At 45.5% G+C, this 13943-nt stretch carries 23 protein-coding genes and 1 pseudogene; 14 read left to right on the top strand and 10 right to left on the bottom strand.

The annotated features are described in order from the left end of the window. Positions 1-32 precede the first annotated feature (32 nt). Entirely contained in the window at positions 33-668 is a 636-nt protein-coding gene (locus KNQ03_RS02345) for a homing endonuclease associated repeat-containing protein (protein ID WP_023468471.1), read from the bottom strand. A gap of 183 nt (positions 669-851) precedes the next feature. On the opposite strand from KNQ03_RS02345, the gene KNQ03_RS02340 reads away from it, so the two are divergent. Next, positions 852-1562, top strand: coding sequence for a class I SAM-dependent methyltransferase (locus KNQ03_RS02340; protein ID WP_214723393.1), 711 nt, complete (start codon positions 852-854; stop codon positions 1560-1562). Here KNQ03_RS02340 and KNQ03_RS02335 read toward each other — a convergent pair. After that, positions 1551-2318 carry a nucleotidyltransferase domain-containing protein gene (locus KNQ03_RS02335; protein WP_214723391.1) on the bottom strand — a complete coding sequence of 256 codons (768 nt, stop codon included), beginning with the start codon at positions 2316-2318 and terminating at the stop codon, positions 1551-1553. The two genes, KNQ03_RS02340 and KNQ03_RS02335, sit on opposite strands and share 12 nt — an antisense overlap. Before the next feature lie 12 nt (positions 2319-2330). Continuing rightward, a complete protein-coding gene (locus tag KNQ03_RS02330; RefSeq protein ID WP_214723389.1) occupies positions 2331-2687 on the bottom strand; it encodes a hypothetical protein in 357 nt (118 codons plus the stop codon). Between the two features lie 75 nt (positions 2688-2762). On the opposite strand from KNQ03_RS02330, the gene KNQ03_RS02325 reads away from it, so the two are divergent. From KNQ03_RS02325 to KNQ03_RS02305, 5 genes are read left to right on the top strand one after another with little or no spacing between them, the layout of a single operon-like run. Then, on the top strand, positions 2763-3167 hold the full coding sequence (locus KNQ03_RS02325; RefSeq protein ID WP_214723387.1) for a MarR family winged helix-turn-helix transcriptional regulator: 405 nt from the start codon (positions 2763-2765) through the stop codon (positions 3165-3167). Further along, the gene (locus KNQ03_RS02320) at positions 3148-3492 is read left to right on the top strand and encodes a DUF3147 family protein (RefSeq protein WP_244290034.1); all 345 of its coding nucleotides are present in this window, start codon (positions 3148-3150) and stop codon (positions 3490-3492) included. Before KNQ03_RS02325 ends, KNQ03_RS02320 begins: the two co-directional genes overlap by 20 nt. Before the next feature lie 16 nt (positions 3493-3508). After that, complete coding sequence (locus tag KNQ03_RS02315) at positions 3509-3964, top strand: GNAT family N-acetyltransferase (protein ID WP_251140228.1); 456 nt, start codon at positions 3509-3511, stop codon at positions 3962-3964. A gap of 56 nt (positions 3965-4020) precedes the next feature. Beyond that, positions 4021-4236, top strand: a complete 216-nt coding sequence (locus KNQ03_RS02310; protein WP_214723385.1) for a helix-turn-helix transcriptional regulator — start codon at positions 4021-4023, stop codon at positions 4234-4236. After that, the gene (locus tag KNQ03_RS02305) at positions 4233-4586 is read left to right on the top strand and encodes a hypothetical protein (RefSeq protein WP_214723383.1); all 354 of its coding nucleotides are present in this window, start codon (positions 4233-4235) and stop codon (positions 4584-4586) included. The genes KNQ03_RS02310 and KNQ03_RS02305 overlap by 4 nt, the downstream gene beginning before the upstream one ends. Before the next feature lie 49 nt (positions 4587-4635). On the opposite strand, the gene KNQ03_RS02300 is transcribed toward KNQ03_RS02305, so the two are convergent. From KNQ03_RS02300 to KNQ03_RS02290, 3 genes are all read right to left on the bottom strand, one after another. Beyond that, complete coding sequence (locus KNQ03_RS02300) at positions 4636-4980, bottom strand: DUF1048 domain-containing protein (protein ID WP_326933877.1); 345 nt, start codon at positions 4978-4980, stop codon at positions 4636-4638. Next, positions 4977-5318 (bottom strand): PadR family transcriptional regulator, encoded by a 342-nt coding sequence (locus KNQ03_RS02295; RefSeq protein ID WP_023468462.1) that lies wholly within the window; start codon positions 5316-5318, stop codon positions 4977-4979. The genes KNQ03_RS02300 and KNQ03_RS02295 overlap by 4 nt, the downstream gene beginning before the upstream one ends. 122 nt (positions 5319-5440) lie before the next feature. Next, positions 5441-5839: a VOC family protein gene (locus KNQ03_RS02290; protein WP_214723381.1), complete on the bottom strand. Its 399-nt coding sequence runs from the start codon at positions 5837-5839 to the stop codon at positions 5441-5443. An 86-nt stretch (positions 5840-5925) separates the two neighbouring features. Between KNQ03_RS02290 and KNQ03_RS02285 the strand changes: the two genes are divergently transcribed. Further along, on the top strand, positions 5926-6915 hold the full coding sequence (locus KNQ03_RS02285) for a phosphotransferase (protein WP_214723379.1): 990 nt from the start codon (positions 5926-5928) through the stop codon (positions 6913-6915). Between the two features lie 46 nt (positions 6916-6961). On the opposite strand, the gene KNQ03_RS02280 is transcribed toward KNQ03_RS02285, so the two are convergent. Beyond that, positions 6962-7825 (bottom strand): NAD-dependent epimerase/dehydratase family protein, encoded by an 864-nt coding sequence (locus KNQ03_RS02280; protein WP_214723377.1) that lies wholly within the window; start codon positions 7823-7825, stop codon positions 6962-6964. A gap of 6 nt (positions 7826-7831) precedes the next feature. Further along, positions 7832-8014, bottom strand: coding sequence for a hypothetical protein (locus KNQ03_RS02275; RefSeq protein ID WP_023468458.1), 183 nt, complete (start codon positions 8012-8014; stop codon positions 7832-7834). Between the two features lie 100 nt (positions 8015-8114). On the opposite strand from KNQ03_RS02275, the gene KNQ03_RS02270 reads away from it, so the two are divergent. Next, entirely contained in the window at positions 8115-8264 is a 150-nt protein-coding gene (locus tag KNQ03_RS02270; RefSeq protein ID WP_023468457.1) for a hypothetical protein, read from the top strand. A 44-nt stretch (positions 8265-8308) separates the two neighbouring features. Here KNQ03_RS02270 and KNQ03_RS02265 read toward each other — a convergent pair whose 3' ends face one another. Continuing rightward, entirely contained in the window at positions 8309-9007 is a 699-nt protein-coding gene (locus tag KNQ03_RS02265; RefSeq protein WP_214723375.1) for a DUF3169 family protein, read from the bottom strand. Further along, the gene (locus KNQ03_RS02260; protein ID WP_023468455.1) at positions 9004-9210 is read right to left on the bottom strand and encodes a helix-turn-helix transcriptional regulator; all 207 of its coding nucleotides are present in this window, start codon (positions 9208-9210) and stop codon (positions 9004-9006) included. The genes KNQ03_RS02265 and KNQ03_RS02260 overlap by 4 nt, the downstream gene beginning before the upstream one ends. A 159-nt stretch (positions 9211-9369) precedes the next feature. Here KNQ03_RS02260 and KNQ03_RS02255 point away from each other — a divergent pair, with 159 nt between their 5' ends. The 6 genes and pseudogenes from KNQ03_RS02255 (at position 9370) to tnpA (ending at position 13940) form a co-directional block, all read left to right on the top strand. Then, positions 9370-10974 carry a M3 family metallopeptidase gene (locus tag KNQ03_RS02255; protein WP_214723373.1) on the top strand — a complete coding sequence of 535 codons (1605 nt, stop codon included), beginning with the start codon at positions 9370-9372 and terminating at the stop codon, positions 10972-10974. Next, the gene (locus tag KNQ03_RS02250) at positions 10974-11345 is read left to right on the top strand and encodes a hypothetical protein (RefSeq protein ID WP_214723371.1); all 372 of its coding nucleotides are present in this window, start codon (positions 10974-10976) and stop codon (positions 11343-11345) included. Before KNQ03_RS02255 ends, KNQ03_RS02250 begins: the two co-directional genes overlap by 1 nt. A gap of 10 nt (positions 11346-11355) precedes the next feature. Continuing rightward, entirely contained in the window at positions 11356-11796 is a 441-nt protein-coding gene (locus KNQ03_RS02245) for an NUDIX domain-containing protein (protein WP_167507577.1), read from the top strand. Between the two features lie 96 nt (positions 11797-11892). Further along, positions 11893-12594, top strand: coding sequence for an ABC transporter ATP-binding protein (locus KNQ03_RS02240; protein ID WP_214723369.1), 702 nt, complete (start codon positions 11893-11895; stop codon positions 12592-12594). After that, complete coding sequence (locus tag KNQ03_RS02235; protein WP_214723367.1) at positions 12591-13361, top strand: ABC transporter permease; 771 nt, start codon at positions 12591-12593, stop codon at positions 13359-13361. Before KNQ03_RS02240 ends, KNQ03_RS02235 begins: the two co-directional genes overlap by 4 nt. A 181-nt stretch (positions 13362-13542) precedes the next feature. Beyond that, positions 13543-13940 (top strand): annotated as a pseudogene (tnpA, locus tag KNQ03_RS02230) (IS200/IS605 family transposase). Positions 13941-13943: the final 3 nt, after the last annotated feature.

The following is a 13943-nucleotide window of genomic DNA, read 5'->3' as shown; positions in this document are numbered from 1 at the left end:
CCCGTCGAATCAATCAGCGGGCACGATCCTTTTTATTCGCTGTCGAGCCGACGTAAGGCTTCGCGCCAACTGGAGAAGCGTTCAATCAACAATGTCAGTGAAGGTGCTTGGTGCGCACGCGCCCACTTGGCATATTGCTGACTCGTCAGAAGCGGTCCATGTGTGGCAGCAGCTTGTTGAAGAGCGTCTAAGCAGTCTTGATCGGTGAAGAAGCCGTTCGAGGTGAGGTCGAAGTGCGCTAAGGCATTTTTCCACGTGCCGAAACGACGAATGATCGTATTTGCGCTTAGCATCTCTGGGTGTAAATCTCGTAATTCTGTGTAGGAGCGAATCGTCATGTTCGTTCCTTTTTGTGCGACATAAAAGGCGACGCTCTCTTCGATCGACCACCGTTTCGTTCGCTTAACCGCGGCGGGACGGTTCAACGTCATGCGTTCTTTCGTCGATAAATGGGAAGTCTTGACGATTCCAGCTCGTTCTAACAGGTGTGCCCACGAACCGAATCGGGCATTGATCTCTTCAAGAGAAGGATAAGGAAGTTGAGCTGCTAACTTTTGATAATGGGTAGCTTTCATAGGTGAATGGTGCATTTGATGAAGACCTTGAATCAAGCGGATGATCTTCTCATCCGTTGCTAAGGTGGAAGTGGAAGTCGGATGTTGACGCATGCAAGATATCTCCCTTTTGAATGGTTGTTTCAATTAAAAGCTAGTGTAGCATGGGAGATTACGAGAACATACTAACAATATCGTAAGGTAAGAAAAATAGCGCATTTTCATCCGAGAAATACAGGAAAATAAGAGGTTGAACACGAATACAATATTATAGAAGAAAAGAGGGGGAACTGATCAATGACAGAAACACAGACGATTGATACGATGGAGGATATTTTAAAGATGCTTGATGCGCGATTGCGTGAACCAGAACCGTTTTGGGACAAGTTTTATGAAGATCGGACGAAACCGATCCCGTTTTTTAAGAATATTCCGGACGAGAACTTAGTTCGCTACGTCGAAGAGGGCTGGCTCTCGCCTGGTGATGCGTTAGATCTCGGAACAGGACCGGGTCGAAATGCGATTTATCTCGCAACACACGGTTTCTCGGTGACGGGACTGGATCTTTCAGCAACCGCGTTAGACTGGGCAACAGAACAAGCGCAGCAGACTGGGGCACATGTTGCGTTTCGAAAGCAAGATTTTCTAGAGACGACCGAACAGAATACATATGATTTCATTTACGATTCCGGCTGTTTTCATCATATGGCGCCACATCGACGTATGACTTATGTGACGCGACTGAAGGAGATGTTGCGCCCAGGAGGATACTTCGGATTAACGTGTTTTGTTGCGGGTGGTCCGCTTGGTGGGGCGACGTTGACGGACTGGGAAGTCTATCAAGAAAATAGTCTCCAAGGCGGACTCGGCTATACGAAAGAGCGATTACTCTCCATATTCGATGCATTCGACGTCATCGAACTAACGGAAATGAAACCCGTCGACAATCCAGAGGCATTATTTGGTCATGCTGGACTGTGGACCGGTTTGTTTCAATTAAAGGATTGATTCGTCCGGCATTCGAGACATGAACCAGTCTACAAAGTAATGGACATCCTCTAGCGATACGATTTGGTCTGTATCGTAAGCGGCGAACAGTGACAAAAAGCGCGGTTCGTCAGGAAAATAATGAAGCAGGATCGGGCGGAGTGTCTCTAGGTCATGCACGAAGCTTTGATCATCTTCTAGAATAAGGTGATAGGCACTCCGAACAATCCGTTTCACGATCGAATCGGAATGAAGCAGAGCGACCTGACCGGTTTCTAAGAGAAATAAATCCGTTTTCAACTGCTCACATACTCCATTGTTTAACGCGAAGCCAAGAGGGCGTGTCGGACGAAGGGATGGAAATCGACATTGGAGATTTTCGCCTGCCAAAAACAAGTTGACGGATGTCAACCAGACGCCCCAACGAAGTGCTTCGTCATCCCGTATGACGTCGCCAAGCAGACCGATGTCATAATCGATTTTGGTGACGAATGGATAGTCCTTCAACCAGTCTTCTGTCCGTTCATCTAACTGCATGTGTTCTTCTTCCGTCAACGGTTCGGTCAAAATCAGTGTAAAATCGAGGTCGGATTCAAAGGGACGCGCCGTTCCTTTGGCGACGCTGCCATACAAGTACACGCCATGAAACGCGGATAAGGTTTGTACATAGGCGACGACGTCCTGAATCACTGCACGATAACGGACAGGAATCGCTTCAGCGGAAGTCGGATTGTGGATGTAGCCATTTTTCGTGCCCAATGTCGTAGGATACTGCATCTGTCTTCCTCCTCATCCTTCAGGAATGGATTGATAGCGATACCACTTCTTGTTTCGCTGCACATATATAAACATCGTATCATCTTTTTCTTGATAGATGACCGTACCGCTCTTAAGATGAGTTGCCATGCCGTCCTCGAGCGTCTTTTCGGATGTTATTTTTTGAACACGTGGACCAGGAGTCAAGGAGAGATCGGAGACGGTTACGACCTGATCTAGTCGATACACGCGATCGTTCAAGCGGATGACGTCTTGATCTTGTTCAATGGCTTCTGCCGCGATGAGGTCCGTCGTTGTCATCGTCGTCTCCGCTAAGCATCCACTGAGAAAAAGAATGACCAATACGAAAGTAGCTAACACTTTTTTCATGAAACACACCTCTTTCTCTGGTTATATGTCGTAATTTACGATATATTCGGATTATACGATATAAGGGGGAGCATCATGATTTCAGCTGATTTTGCAAAAATTTATTATCAACTACATCCACGGTTCGAAGAAAACCTGTCTCACCAAAGCGTCCGCATCCTGCAATACATTCAATTTGCGACGAATCCGACGATCAAGCAGATTGCCGAGGCATTTCGCCTCTCACATAATACGACGTCCGAGCACGTCAAAAAGTTGGAGGGATTAGGCTATATTGAAAAAAAACGAAATCCAGAAGACCAACGCCAAGTGACGATTGGTTTGACAGACTTGGGGGATACAATCGTTCGTCGTCATACGGAACTCGATCCTGAACGGTTGAATCAAGTCTTTGCTACGATGTCAAAAACAGATCAACAGGCGATTGAACAGGCGTTTCGATTGTTGCGGGAGGCGGCAGATGACTGCTTTTCTCGTTAAGGTGCTGTCGAGCGCACTGGTCATCGGTCTCGTCACGGAAGTCGCCCGGCGTTCACCGTCACTGGGAGGCGTGTTGTCTGCATTGCCCGTCGTCAGTCTGATTAGCTTTGCCTGGCTCGTTAAACAGGGAAGTGAACGGGCAGAACTGAGTACATTCTTAAAGAGTGTGTTACTCGGATTACCAGCGACGTTCTTATTGCTTGCCGTCTTATATGGATTGATTCGCTTAGGCATTCCTATTTTTTACAGTATACTCGGTGCAACGAGCTTTTTTATTGCTTGTTGGTATATCCAACGTCACCTACAACAGTGGTGGCAAACCTAAAAAAGGAGACAAAGTAATGATAACCCTTCAAACAAAGCGATTGACGCTTCATCCATGTACAGCGAATGACGTGACACGTTTACAACAACAGCACTACGATAACGGACCGGAAGTTCAGTATCACTTGACGTTACTCGCGTCAGATCCCTCGCTGCTATACTGGGGCAGCTGGCTCGTCATGACAAAGGATGGTCAAGTAATCGGGGATATCGGATTCAAGGGGAAGCCGGACATACGACAAGCGGTCGAAATCGGTTATGGTCTGTTACCAGCGTATCTCAATCAAGGGTTTGCGACGGAAGCAGTTCAAGCATTGATTGAATGGGCGTTTGAACAAACGGAAGTGACAGGGGTACTTGCGAAGACGGAGTCGACGAATCAAGCATCAATCCGAGTACTCGAAAAAGCGGGATTGATTCAGGTCGTGAGAGACGATCGGTATATCATGTGGGAGCGTATGAAGAGGGTGTAAAGGAAACTTGACAAGTAGTGTGTTATTTACATATAGTGGAAGCTTGAGGTGGGATCATGAAAAATAAGGTCAAGGAGATGCGCGAAGAACGAGGTTGGTCGCAAGGCGAACTGGCAAAACGATTGAACGTGTCGCGTCAGACGGTCATTTCCATCGAAAAAGAGCGGTATAATCCGTCACTCGACCTCGTGTTTTCACTAGCTGATCTGTTTGAACGGCGAATCGAAGACATCTTTACACCGAATCGAACGAACGAGGAGGGAATAGAATGAAGCGATTAAATATATTGTTGGATCTTGCGTTAATTGGAATAGGGATATACATGACGATGGAGATCCCAGAAATGAAAATGCTTGGTATCGTCCTGATTTTAGCAGGTATTGCCTCACGCATCACAGCGGTGAGTTTCTCACCGGACGAACCGTATGATGAGCGGCAAAACGAGGTCAAAATACGTAGTGGACATATCGCCTATTTAATTAGTATCGGTTATCTTTACTTGATTTTGGTACTCGTTAATCTGTCGGTCATTCAAGACATTCAATTTGCTTTATTACTTGCATTAGGAGGACAAATCTTGTTCTTTCCAATCGCATTATGGTTTGTCAATCGACGGATTTGATGAATAAAAAAAGGGATGTGGCGGATACATCCCTTTACTTTTTGCATCTTCATGAATTCTGACGAATGGTTTCATTCAATTTATGACGGTACGATGTTTGCCAAGACTGCTCGTCCTTCACTAACTCATCACAAAACGCAGCAACATCCTCTCCAGTGAAATCTGTCACTGGTTTTTGCTCGAAGGCGGCTTGTTCCATCAACTCGAGGACGACGGTCAGTACACGATGACTACTTTGCCAACTCGTTAGTCCACCCGTGACATTTAAATAGCGTTGAATCGCTTGATAAGCCTCATAGTAGCGAGGAGGAAGAGATTTAGCCCGCTTCTCCATCGACCGCCATTCTCGTTTAGCTTCCATACTACCGGTGATCCGCTCGAATATTCTCATCATCTCGTACTCCCTTCTTGTTTTAACTGCTGCAGTTCTTGCATTTTGTCAGATACGAACGCCCATTTTTCCCAAAAGATACGTAAACGATCGTGTCCTGCTTCGTTTAGCGTATAAAATTTTCGAGGAGGTCCCATTGTTGATGCTTTTTTTTCAATATGGACGAGTTGCTGTTTTTCTAAGCGCATCGTGATCGTATAAACTGTACCTTCCACGACATCTGAGAATCCGAGTTGACGTAACTGTTGAGTGATTTCATAACCATAAGTTTCACCGCGGCTAATGATCTCAAGTACACATCCTTCAAGAATACCTTTGAGCAATTCTGTGATATTTTCCAAATTATTCACCTCGATACTTAATAAATCAGCTACTTAGTATTAATGACTACTACTATATAGTAACACGAAGTACTGGTTTGGACAATATAAAAACCGCCTTATTATGGGCGGTTGAATCGAAATTAAGAGATCGCAAACGTATCCCGTAATTCGATGATTGTTCCTTCTGGTGCTTTTAATTTGCTGAGATGACCATCGACGACGAAGTAGATGTTTCCGCCGTGTTTCGGTAGGAAAGGCATCCCGAGTCGTTCGAGGCGTGCTACTTCTTCTTGCAAGTCGTCAACGTAAAGTGCGAAATGGACGGGACCCGCTGCTTGTTTCGTGTAATCGGTGAACGATTGACCCGATTTGGGTGTTTGCAATTCGATATAGAAATCACCGAGTCGTAACCAGCTGTTAAAGGCGCGGTCGTGAAAACCAGGTGACTCTTGAACGAGGGAGAATCCAAGTTGTTCATAAAATTGTTTAGACGCAGCATAGTCCGTCGTCTGAATGCAGATGTGATGAATTTGTTTCATACTAAAACCTTCCTTCGTGTTCAATGAAATCATGCAAAACTAGTGTAGCATTTCATGGATCGGTCGGAACGAACGAAATGGAGAATATGATGCAACAAACGATGAATTTGATTTGTGAACGTTTTACAATAGGGCAAATGATTAGCGAACCTGTACGATTGACTGGCGGACTCATGCATGAGACATGGCGATTACAGACGACGACTGGATCTTACGTCTTAAAACGATTGAATCCCGACATCATGCAACGGACTGAAGCGCGAAAAAATTTTAAAATGTCAGAAGATGTCGCCATGCAAGCGTCATTTCGCTTAGCAGCATTACCAGCACGTCGCATCAACGATCAAGCGGTACAGACGATTGACGGCTCGGATTACCTTTTGTTTGACTGGATCGATGGCAAGACGTTATCAACCGACCAGCTTCGATCGGCACATGCACGACAAATCGGAGTTCAATTAGGACGATTGCACGGTCTTTCTATAGCGACGACTGGCTTTATAAAGCCGGATACCTCAAGTACTTCAATCGATTGGAACGGTCATTTAGAAGAAGGAAAACGGCAGCAAGGAAAGTGGCTGCAGCTATTCATGGAAGAGCAGGAACATTTGCAACGAATTGAAAGATTAGCACAGAAAGCACAGAAACAACTGCCAGTAGACTGGATCGTCAGTCATCGTGATCTCGATCCAAAAAACGTCCTCTGGACACCAACGGGTCCAGTCCTGATTGACTGGGAGTCTGCGGGTCTGATCCATCGAGCCGTCGACGTGTTCGAGACAGCCTGTTATTGGTCGAAGCTGAAAAACAATACGTTTGACCGCGTTCGATTTAACGCATTTCTTGACGGTTACGCGACAAACCAACGTTTGTCTGATGTCGACTGGACGCACGTCATCGATAGCAGTGTTCAAGGAAAGCTCGACTGGCTGAATTTTAATCTCAATCGCTCACTTGGGAAAAGTGGAATCCCTGAGGCGGAACGAGTACTTGGAACGAAGCAAGTCCTTTTAACGATAGAAGAATTACGAGCGCACGACCGGAATCGCTGGATCAAGTGGATGTCGGTAAGATAAGCGTAAAAAGAGGCACCGAATCACTCGATTCGATGCCTCTTCGTTATTAAAACGATTTGACCAACTGTTCAATAGTTGATTCAGGAGTACGAATCGGAATATAACCAAGTTGCTTGATTCGGTCATTCGCAAATGTCGCGTGTTCCGCTGCACGCTTCGGTATTTGGTACGGCTTGTCACTTGCTGTGATCAACTTCATCCGAAAATCCGTCTCAGGTAGATTCGCATCGATCGCATTGAAGATATCCCCATTATGCGCATTCGTTGCGGCAAGGACGATCATTTCGACTAGATTATCCGTATGGACCCACGGGACGACATCGTCCGGGTGCACCCAGGTAATCACATCCGCCTCCTTCATCCGCTCGACTTGACGATCCCCCCAATAGGACTGCTCCTCGGCACAAATTGATCCTGGACGTAAGATGATTAAATCGGAATCGGGTGTATATTCCTGTAACAGGCGTTCGGATTCCTGTTTTGTATGGATATAGACGTGCTCGGACGGTAAGAGCGGTGACGTTTCCGTAAAATGTCCACTCACGACTTCGCCGTACACGGAAGTCGTCGAGATGTGAACGATGCGCTTGACACGAGCTTTTGTCGCAGCATCCGCGAGATGTTGTACACCTGTAACATTTGCTTCCTGTGCTAAATCGGGATCATCTCCGAGATAGGCAGCACAGTGAATCAACAGATCGACGCCTTGAAGTGTTGTAAGAAGCGAATTCGGATCACCGAGTTCACCGATGACTGCGTGGACACCTTTGAAAGCGTATTGATCCGCTTGTTCCTGAGAGCGATACAAACCTCGCACTTCACGCGCTTCTTTTAGAAAACGTCGCGCAACACGAGAACCAAGCGTTCCGGTCATTCCTGTAACTAAAATCGTACTCTCTTTCAGGTTCATAAGTGCTTACCCCTTTGACTCTGTCTTTTCAGCGAAACATTGCTCACAAATGAAACGTCCTTCGCTTTTTAGGTATGCTTTGACTTCCGTCATCCCGCGATGTTTCGGATAGCGCATCTGGATGTAGACTTTTTCATTTCCTTCAATCGTTTTGCCGCAATGCATACATGTCGGTTCTTTGCCGAACATCCTAACGCCCCCTATAAATTAATATCTTCTATCTTATCGTAAAGGAAAAACCAGAGTGTTGGAAGAATAAAGTAAAAAAGGAATCTAAAGGAGGGTGTCTATGATCTTCATTGCTATTTTTCTCGCCGTTGGTGGAGTCGTTTGGTTCATTTCAGCGCGGAGTCAATCGAAACATCGCTCGCTCGACGATCAGGAATATACATTGAACCAGCATGATGTCCATCAGCAACAAAATCATCGTGATTTTTGAAGGCATGTAAAGGAGCACCCGGTCGACGGACCGGATGCTCCTTTTTAGCGATTGCGTACATGGAGAAAATATTTTGCGTTGCTCCAGATCAAGGCGATAATCAATAAGCTGATTGCAAAGATCTGAGATTGACCGGTCTCAGACGAATACACGACTAATACGACAATGATACCCATCAATAAAAATTGTAACAGGGACTGTGACCGAATCAGACCTTCGAACATGACGTGACGTTCTCCGTCATCTGAGGCAGCGAATAGCTTTTCAGCATAGTTCTTTTCCGAATACTTTGGGAAATAGCGGTTGGGATAGATCTGGCGCATAAGATTGAGAAAATAAATCGAGGAAATACAACTGATGACGAAAAAGAATCCACTCAGTATCAAATGAAGACCGAACTGGTTTTCAATGATGCTAAAAGAAGCGAGCCCGATACTGAGGAGATTGGAGAACTGCACGATCATCATGCCGTCCGCATAGTAGCGATTCACTTGATCGTCAATCGCGTCCTCTTCGTCGGAAGAAACAGAGCGTTGAGTCAATTGACGAATTTGTAAATAGCGTACGACGTAACTGAGAGTCAAGATCGTCAAGATAACCAAAAGACCAGTGAATATGTAATCAAGATAGAGCGATCGTTCAAACTGTGACAAATTGGTATTTTTGAGGACAAACATGACGAAATAACTGCTAATGAAACCGAGTAAAGCTGCGATGATGACCTTGCCTGCTTCCTTGTTCATGTTAATTCCTCCTCATCGAAATAAAAGATGTCTTCTAACGGCGTATCAAACACACGAGAAATTTTGACAGCGATCAATAGCGACGGCATGAATTCTTCGCGTTCGATTAAGCTGATCGTCTGGCGCGAAATGTTTGCACGTCGTGCCAGTTCAGACTGATTCCACCCGTGACGGGCACGTAATTCTTTTAACCTGGATTTCATATGGGGATTCACCTCCTATATAATGTAACTTATCATGGTCTTTTTGACAACTATAATAGTCAAAAAGGACAATATAGTGGTCATTTATTCGTAAACCCATCATATGAATGGCATAAACTGTATACTAAAATAAGATGAAAGGAGATGTGAAATACGTCGATGAAATCTCAGTCACCTGTAAACGATATTTTTTATAATGATGAGGATGTTGCGCACCGAATCGCTTCGATTCTCCAAATGGAAGAGACATTGCTCAAACAAAAAATCACGTATCTCCAGGACGTTACAGACTCCGGTACTACTTCTGAATACGAACAAGGGCGTCAGCAGCTATCGGATAAGCTCGATACGTTGAGACGTTCCGTAAAAATGGATCTCGTCTCGCGTGATGACGTCACACTTCGAACGAGAGCACGTTTTGAACAATCACTCAGAGCAACAAGTGTGACAGAAAAGGAAGCTTGTCTTATTCAAGACTATCTCCGAATTGAGGCGACGATGCTGACAAAATCGGGAGAGCCGGTTTCGGATCTCTATGCTGCTTTATTTGACGCGGATGAATCAACTCGAAAACAAGCGCTCTTATCGATTGAGGAAGCATTCCGCATGAAGGAATCCGTCATTCAACCGTTGTTTTCACGACTCGTTGAGTTACGACAAGCGCGTGCCACTGCAAGTGGTAAGAACGGTTACGAGGAACTAGCTTTTGTAGAACTCGGACGCGTCGATTATACGAGTCAAGATGTCGATCATTACGCCACCATCATTCAATCCGACTTTCTACCGGTCAAACGGCGATTTCAGCGCGAACAACAAACGTTTCTCGGCAAACAGGTGCTCCATCCGTGGGACGTCCGGCAATCGGCCTATACACAGATTGATCATCACGCGACCGGTTCTGACACTTCATTCTTAGACAAGGCACAAGCAATTCTCGAGAGCGTGCATCCATATTTTGCGGACGTATTAAAAGAAATGCGACATAGGAATCATCTCGATATCGGTGCCCGGTCGAACAAAGCCGGCGGAGGATTTTGTGAGTATTTACCGGTCGAACAGCAATCGTTCTTATTCATGAATCGCATCGATACGTTTGATGATCTCGTCATCTTCATGCATGAGATCGGCCATGCCGTCCATCATGATGCGATGAAAGAAACGTACGACGGACTACAACCGATTCCGCTTGAAGTAGGGGAGTTCGCTGCCATGTCGCTCGAGTTGTTGACGATGAACGAATGGCATCAGGTGATTCCGGATAAAAAAGACGTTGCCCGGGCAAAACTCGAACAGATGCGTTCCATTGTCGAGTTCTTACCCGAGACGATCATCGTCGATCGTTTTCAATCATGGCTCTATGCTCACCCGGGTCATGATCCAAAAGAACGACATGCCTATTATGCCGATTTCCGAGAATCATACGATACGGACGTCATCGATTGGTCGGAAACACCCGATTGGAAAGGCCACGAATGGATGAGTGTCATCCATCTCTTTGAGACACCGTTTTATTACATCGAGTACGCGATTGCTCAGATTGCCGCTCTTCAGTTGTATCATCGTTTCACGAAAGACCCTGACCAAACACTGAAAGACTTCATCGCAGCCTTGGCGCTTAGTCAAACCCATTCGGTTCAAGATGTCTACGCGAGAGCGGGTGTATCTTTCTTGCCGACTGAAGGAGAGGTGAGCGAATTAGTGAACTTTTTGACATCAGAAGTGGAGACTTGGAAGATAATTTTACAGGACGGTACATCGATATAATGAAGGACGACAAGAAAATTCATATACCAGAAGAGTTAGAAAGCCTCTATTTTTTCGGAGTAGAGCCGATTCTTGAGTTTCCGGAGGAAGAAGCATTCTATCAGCGGTCTAAATACATGTTACACAACTCCTCAAAAGAGCGTATTCAGTTTATTCTGTATCCGGCATTTACTGAAATGGAACTCCATGTCCTCCGACCGACTGGGGAGACGCTGTCACGATTACGAATTGAAACAATTCAATCCTTAAAATATGTTGAAGAAAACGGAAAACGTCTGTTACTTGATCATAGTGATGATGAATATTACCGCATCAGTGAGATTCAACTGGATCCGTTATTTTGTATCATTCAGACGGAAAGAAGAAAATAGGAGGACGAACATGAATATCCGTAAAAACATCGTCTATACGACATTATTCAATACCACAGGCGATCAATTATTGATGGTTGAGAATCGTGGCGATCACGGTGACTATTATACACTTCCAGGCGGGACGGTCGAACGTGACGAAACGCTACATACGGCAATCACGCGTGAAGTTCTGGAGGAGACAGGATTTACGATCATTCCAGGTGACATCGTCCATGTGGCAGAAGCATTCTTCCCGCAAGCGGGGGAACATTGTCTCTTTTTCTTCTTCGCGGGAGAAATCAGTTCTGGTCAATTGAAGACGAATGTTCCGGAAGAGATTTCTGGACTCGTCTGGATGGATCGTGATGAAGCGTTCAAACACCTCAATCTTCCGGAAGCGTCAAAAGAATCGTTCTTTGCTGGTCGAACGGTACCGTATGATTTTGCCGGAGAGATCATCCATTCGTAAGGAAGTGTTGCTTGACGTACTAAGGTGACGAATTTTCGGGTACAACTTTACAGGAGTATTACTCGAAACTTGTAGAAAGTCAGGTGAACACACAGTATGTCGATTCTTACGTTTCACGAAGTCAGCTATCAACACATCTTACACGAAATAACAGGTGAGTTCCGCGAAGGTCTCATTACGACGCTCGTCGGACCAAGTGGTGCCGGGAAATCCACGACCTTGAAGCACATCAATGGACTGATTTCTCCCGATCGCGGCGAAATTTGTTTTCGAGGCGAACCACTTGAACAGATGGATCTGCTCGATGTCCGCAAACGGATCGGGATGGCGTTCCAAAGCGCGCCGATGATTCCAGGTACCGTCTACGATAATATCAATTTGCCGAAATCGATCTTCGGTGAATCGTTACCGCGCGAAGAAGCGGAACGTTTGTTACAACAAGTTGACCTATCCGTCGAACTTGAGCGACCGGTCAAAGATTTGTCCGGTGGCGAACGGAGCCGACTCGGAATCGCACGAACACTCGTCAATCGTCCGGACGTCCTGTTGCTCGACGAAATCACGGCAAGTCTTGATTACCGGATGGTACAGGAGATTGAGAAGTTAATTCTTGATTTGCAGCAGGAGTTACAGACGACGATCATTTGGATTACGCATGACTTAGAGCAAGCCAAGCGGGTCAGCGACGACATCTGGTTTTTAAAGGATGGACGATTGATCGAGTCTGGTGCTTTTAAAGAACTCGCTTCAGGTGGTCAAGCAGAGACACAAGCATTCTTGAAGGGGGAATCGATATGAGTTACCTCCAACTGGCAACTTCGCTCATCTTCATTCTGATCCCCCTTGTCTTAGCGCGGACGTTACGGCTGGGTCTAGAGAAGGACATCATCATCGCAACCGTTCGATCGATTGTACAGCTGTTGATCATCGGTTATATTTTGACGTTCGTCTTTGAAAGCGGAAGTCCAATTTTCATGTTACTGATGATTCTGTTGATGATCGGTGCAGCGACACTGAACGTCATCCGTAAAGGGGACGGGATTCCCGGGATCCAGTGGATCATCTTGTTCACACTGATTGCGGTCGAAGCATTGACGATGGGCATTTTGCTCGGGTTACGAATCATTCCGTTCGAAGCCCAGCAAGTCATTCCAATCAGCGGGATGGTCATCGGAAACTGTATGATCTTGTCCTTATTGTTTCTCAATAAGTTCAAGGACGAGGTCGAACGAAGCGACGAGGTCATCGAACTGATTCTTTCACTCGGTGGAGATGCGAAGACAGCGATTGATACGAGCTTAAAAGGCGCAATCCGGACAAGTATGATTCCAACAATCGAAGCGCAAAAAACGATGGGGCTCGTCCAACTGCCAGGGATGATGAGTGGGTTGATCATCGGTGGCGCGGATCCAATGGAAGCGGTCCTCTATCAACTATTGATTCTATTCCTGATCTTGACGACGGCGGCGATGGCATCGGTCCTCGTTGGTTTTCTATCCTACCGTCGACTGTTCAATGAAAAAGCACAATTCATCGGTTTGACCTATAAGAAAAAAGACATGTAAGGAGTACGATATGCAGACTTATCCGATTACAGAACTTCATAGCGGGAAAGCCCACTCCTTTAGGGGTGGGATGAAAGCTATGTCGGATACGGAGTATCAGTAATAAACCACCGGTTTTGACACTTCATGTATCCGAAAGTTTTTCGTTTCAACTAATCATATGAACTGACACAATCATGTTATGGAAAACAACTACAGAAGAACTCACACGACCGTTTCTTTGATTAAATATCATTTTGTATTCTGCCCTCGATACAGAAGAAAGATATTTCTTCGTAAGGATGTCGAAGCACGTAACAATTGGTACGGGAGGTATGTGAAGAGTTGGAGATCACGGTGATTGCTTTGGAATGCGATAAAGATCATTCGCATATGTTTCTCAATACTCTACCAACACTTAGCCCTGCTGACATCATGGCAAAATTTAAAGGAGTGACCTCTAAAAAGTTGAGAGAAGAATTTCCTCATCTTCAACATTTGCCAAGTCTTTGGACGCGTTCCTACTTCGTCTCTACTGCTGGAAATGTATCGAGTGAGACAATCAGACGTTATGTCGAACAACAAAAAACAAGGGGGTGAAAC

Source organism: Exiguobacterium sp. s143, assembly GCF_018618895.1.
Classification (GTDB): Bacteria; Bacillota; Bacilli; order Exiguobacteriales; family Exiguobacteriaceae; genus Exiguobacterium_A; species Exiguobacterium_A abrahamii.
This window is presented reverse-complemented; position numbering and strand designations above follow the sequence as displayed.

Bases quoted from the DNA above. Each gene is read 5' to 3' on its own strand.
- KNQ03_RS02345 (WP_023468471.1), bottom strand. From the start codon at position 668: ATGCGTCAACATCCGACTTCCACTTCCACCTTAGCAACGGATGAGAAG.
- KNQ03_RS02340 (WP_214723393.1), top strand. From the start codon at position 852: ATGACAGAAACACAGACGATTGATACGATGGAGGATATTTTAAAGATG.
- KNQ03_RS02335 (WP_214723391.1), bottom strand. From the start codon at position 2,318: ATGCAGTATCCTACGACATTGGGCACGAAAAATGGCTACATCCACAAT.
- KNQ03_RS02330 (WP_214723389.1), bottom strand. From the start codon at position 2,687: ATGAAAAAAGTGTTAGCTACTTTCGTATTGGTCATTCTTTTTCTCAGT.
- KNQ03_RS02325 (WP_214723387.1), top strand. From the start codon at position 2,763: ATGATTTCAGCTGATTTTGCAAAAATTTATTATCAACTACATCCACGG.
- KNQ03_RS02320 (WP_244290034.1), top strand. From the start codon at position 3,148: ATGACTGCTTTTCTCGTTAAGGTGCTGTCGAGCGCACTGGTCATCGGT.
- KNQ03_RS02315 (WP_251140228.1), top strand. From the start codon at position 3,509: ATGATAACCCTTCAAACAAAGCGATTGACGCTTCATCCATGTACAGCG.
- KNQ03_RS02310 (WP_214723385.1), top strand. From the start codon at position 4,021: ATGAAAAATAAGGTCAAGGAGATGCGCGAAGAACGAGGTTGGTCGCAA.
- KNQ03_RS02305 (WP_214723383.1), top strand. From the start codon at position 4,233: ATGAAGCGATTAAATATATTGTTGGATCTTGCGTTAATTGGAATAGGG.
- KNQ03_RS02300 (WP_326933877.1), bottom strand. From the start codon at position 4,980: ATGATGAGAATATTCGAGCGGATCACCGGTAGTATGGAAGCTAAACGA.
- KNQ03_RS02290 (WP_214723381.1), bottom strand. From the start codon at position 5,839: ATGAAACAAATTCATCACATCTGCATTCAGACGACGGACTATGCTGCG.
- KNQ03_RS02285 (WP_214723379.1), top strand. From the start codon at position 5,926: ATGATGCAACAAACGATGAATTTGATTTGTGAACGTTTTACAATAGGG.
- KNQ03_RS02280 (WP_214723377.1), bottom strand. From the start codon at position 7,825: ATGAACCTGAAAGAGAGTACGATTTTAGTTACAGGAATGACCGGAACG.
- KNQ03_RS02275 (WP_023468458.1), bottom strand. From the start codon at position 8,014: ATGTTCGGCAAAGAACCGACATGTATGCATTGCGGCAAAACGATTGAA.
- KNQ03_RS02270 (WP_023468457.1), top strand. From the start codon at position 8,115: ATGATCTTCATTGCTATTTTTCTCGCCGTTGGTGGAGTCGTTTGGTTC.
- KNQ03_RS02265 (WP_214723375.1), bottom strand. From the start codon at position 9,007: ATGAACAAGGAAGCAGGCAAGGTCATCATCGCAGCTTTACTCGGTTTC.
- KNQ03_RS02260 (WP_023468455.1), bottom strand. From the start codon at position 9,210: ATGAAATCCAGGTTAAAAGAATTACGTGCCCGTCACGGGTGGAATCAG.
- KNQ03_RS02255 (WP_214723373.1), top strand. From the start codon at position 9,370: ATGAAATCTCAGTCACCTGTAAACGATATTTTTTATAATGATGAGGAT.
- KNQ03_RS02250 (WP_214723371.1), top strand. From the start codon at position 10,974: ATGAAGGACGACAAGAAAATTCATATACCAGAAGAGTTAGAAAGCCTC.
- KNQ03_RS02245 (WP_167507577.1), top strand. From the start codon at position 11,356: ATGAATATCCGTAAAAACATCGTCTATACGACATTATTCAATACCACA.
- KNQ03_RS02240 (WP_214723369.1), top strand. From the start codon at position 11,893: ATGTCGATTCTTACGTTTCACGAAGTCAGCTATCAACACATCTTACAC.
- KNQ03_RS02235 (WP_214723367.1), top strand. From the start codon at position 12,591: ATGAGTTACCTCCAACTGGCAACTTCGCTCATCTTCATTCTGATCCCC.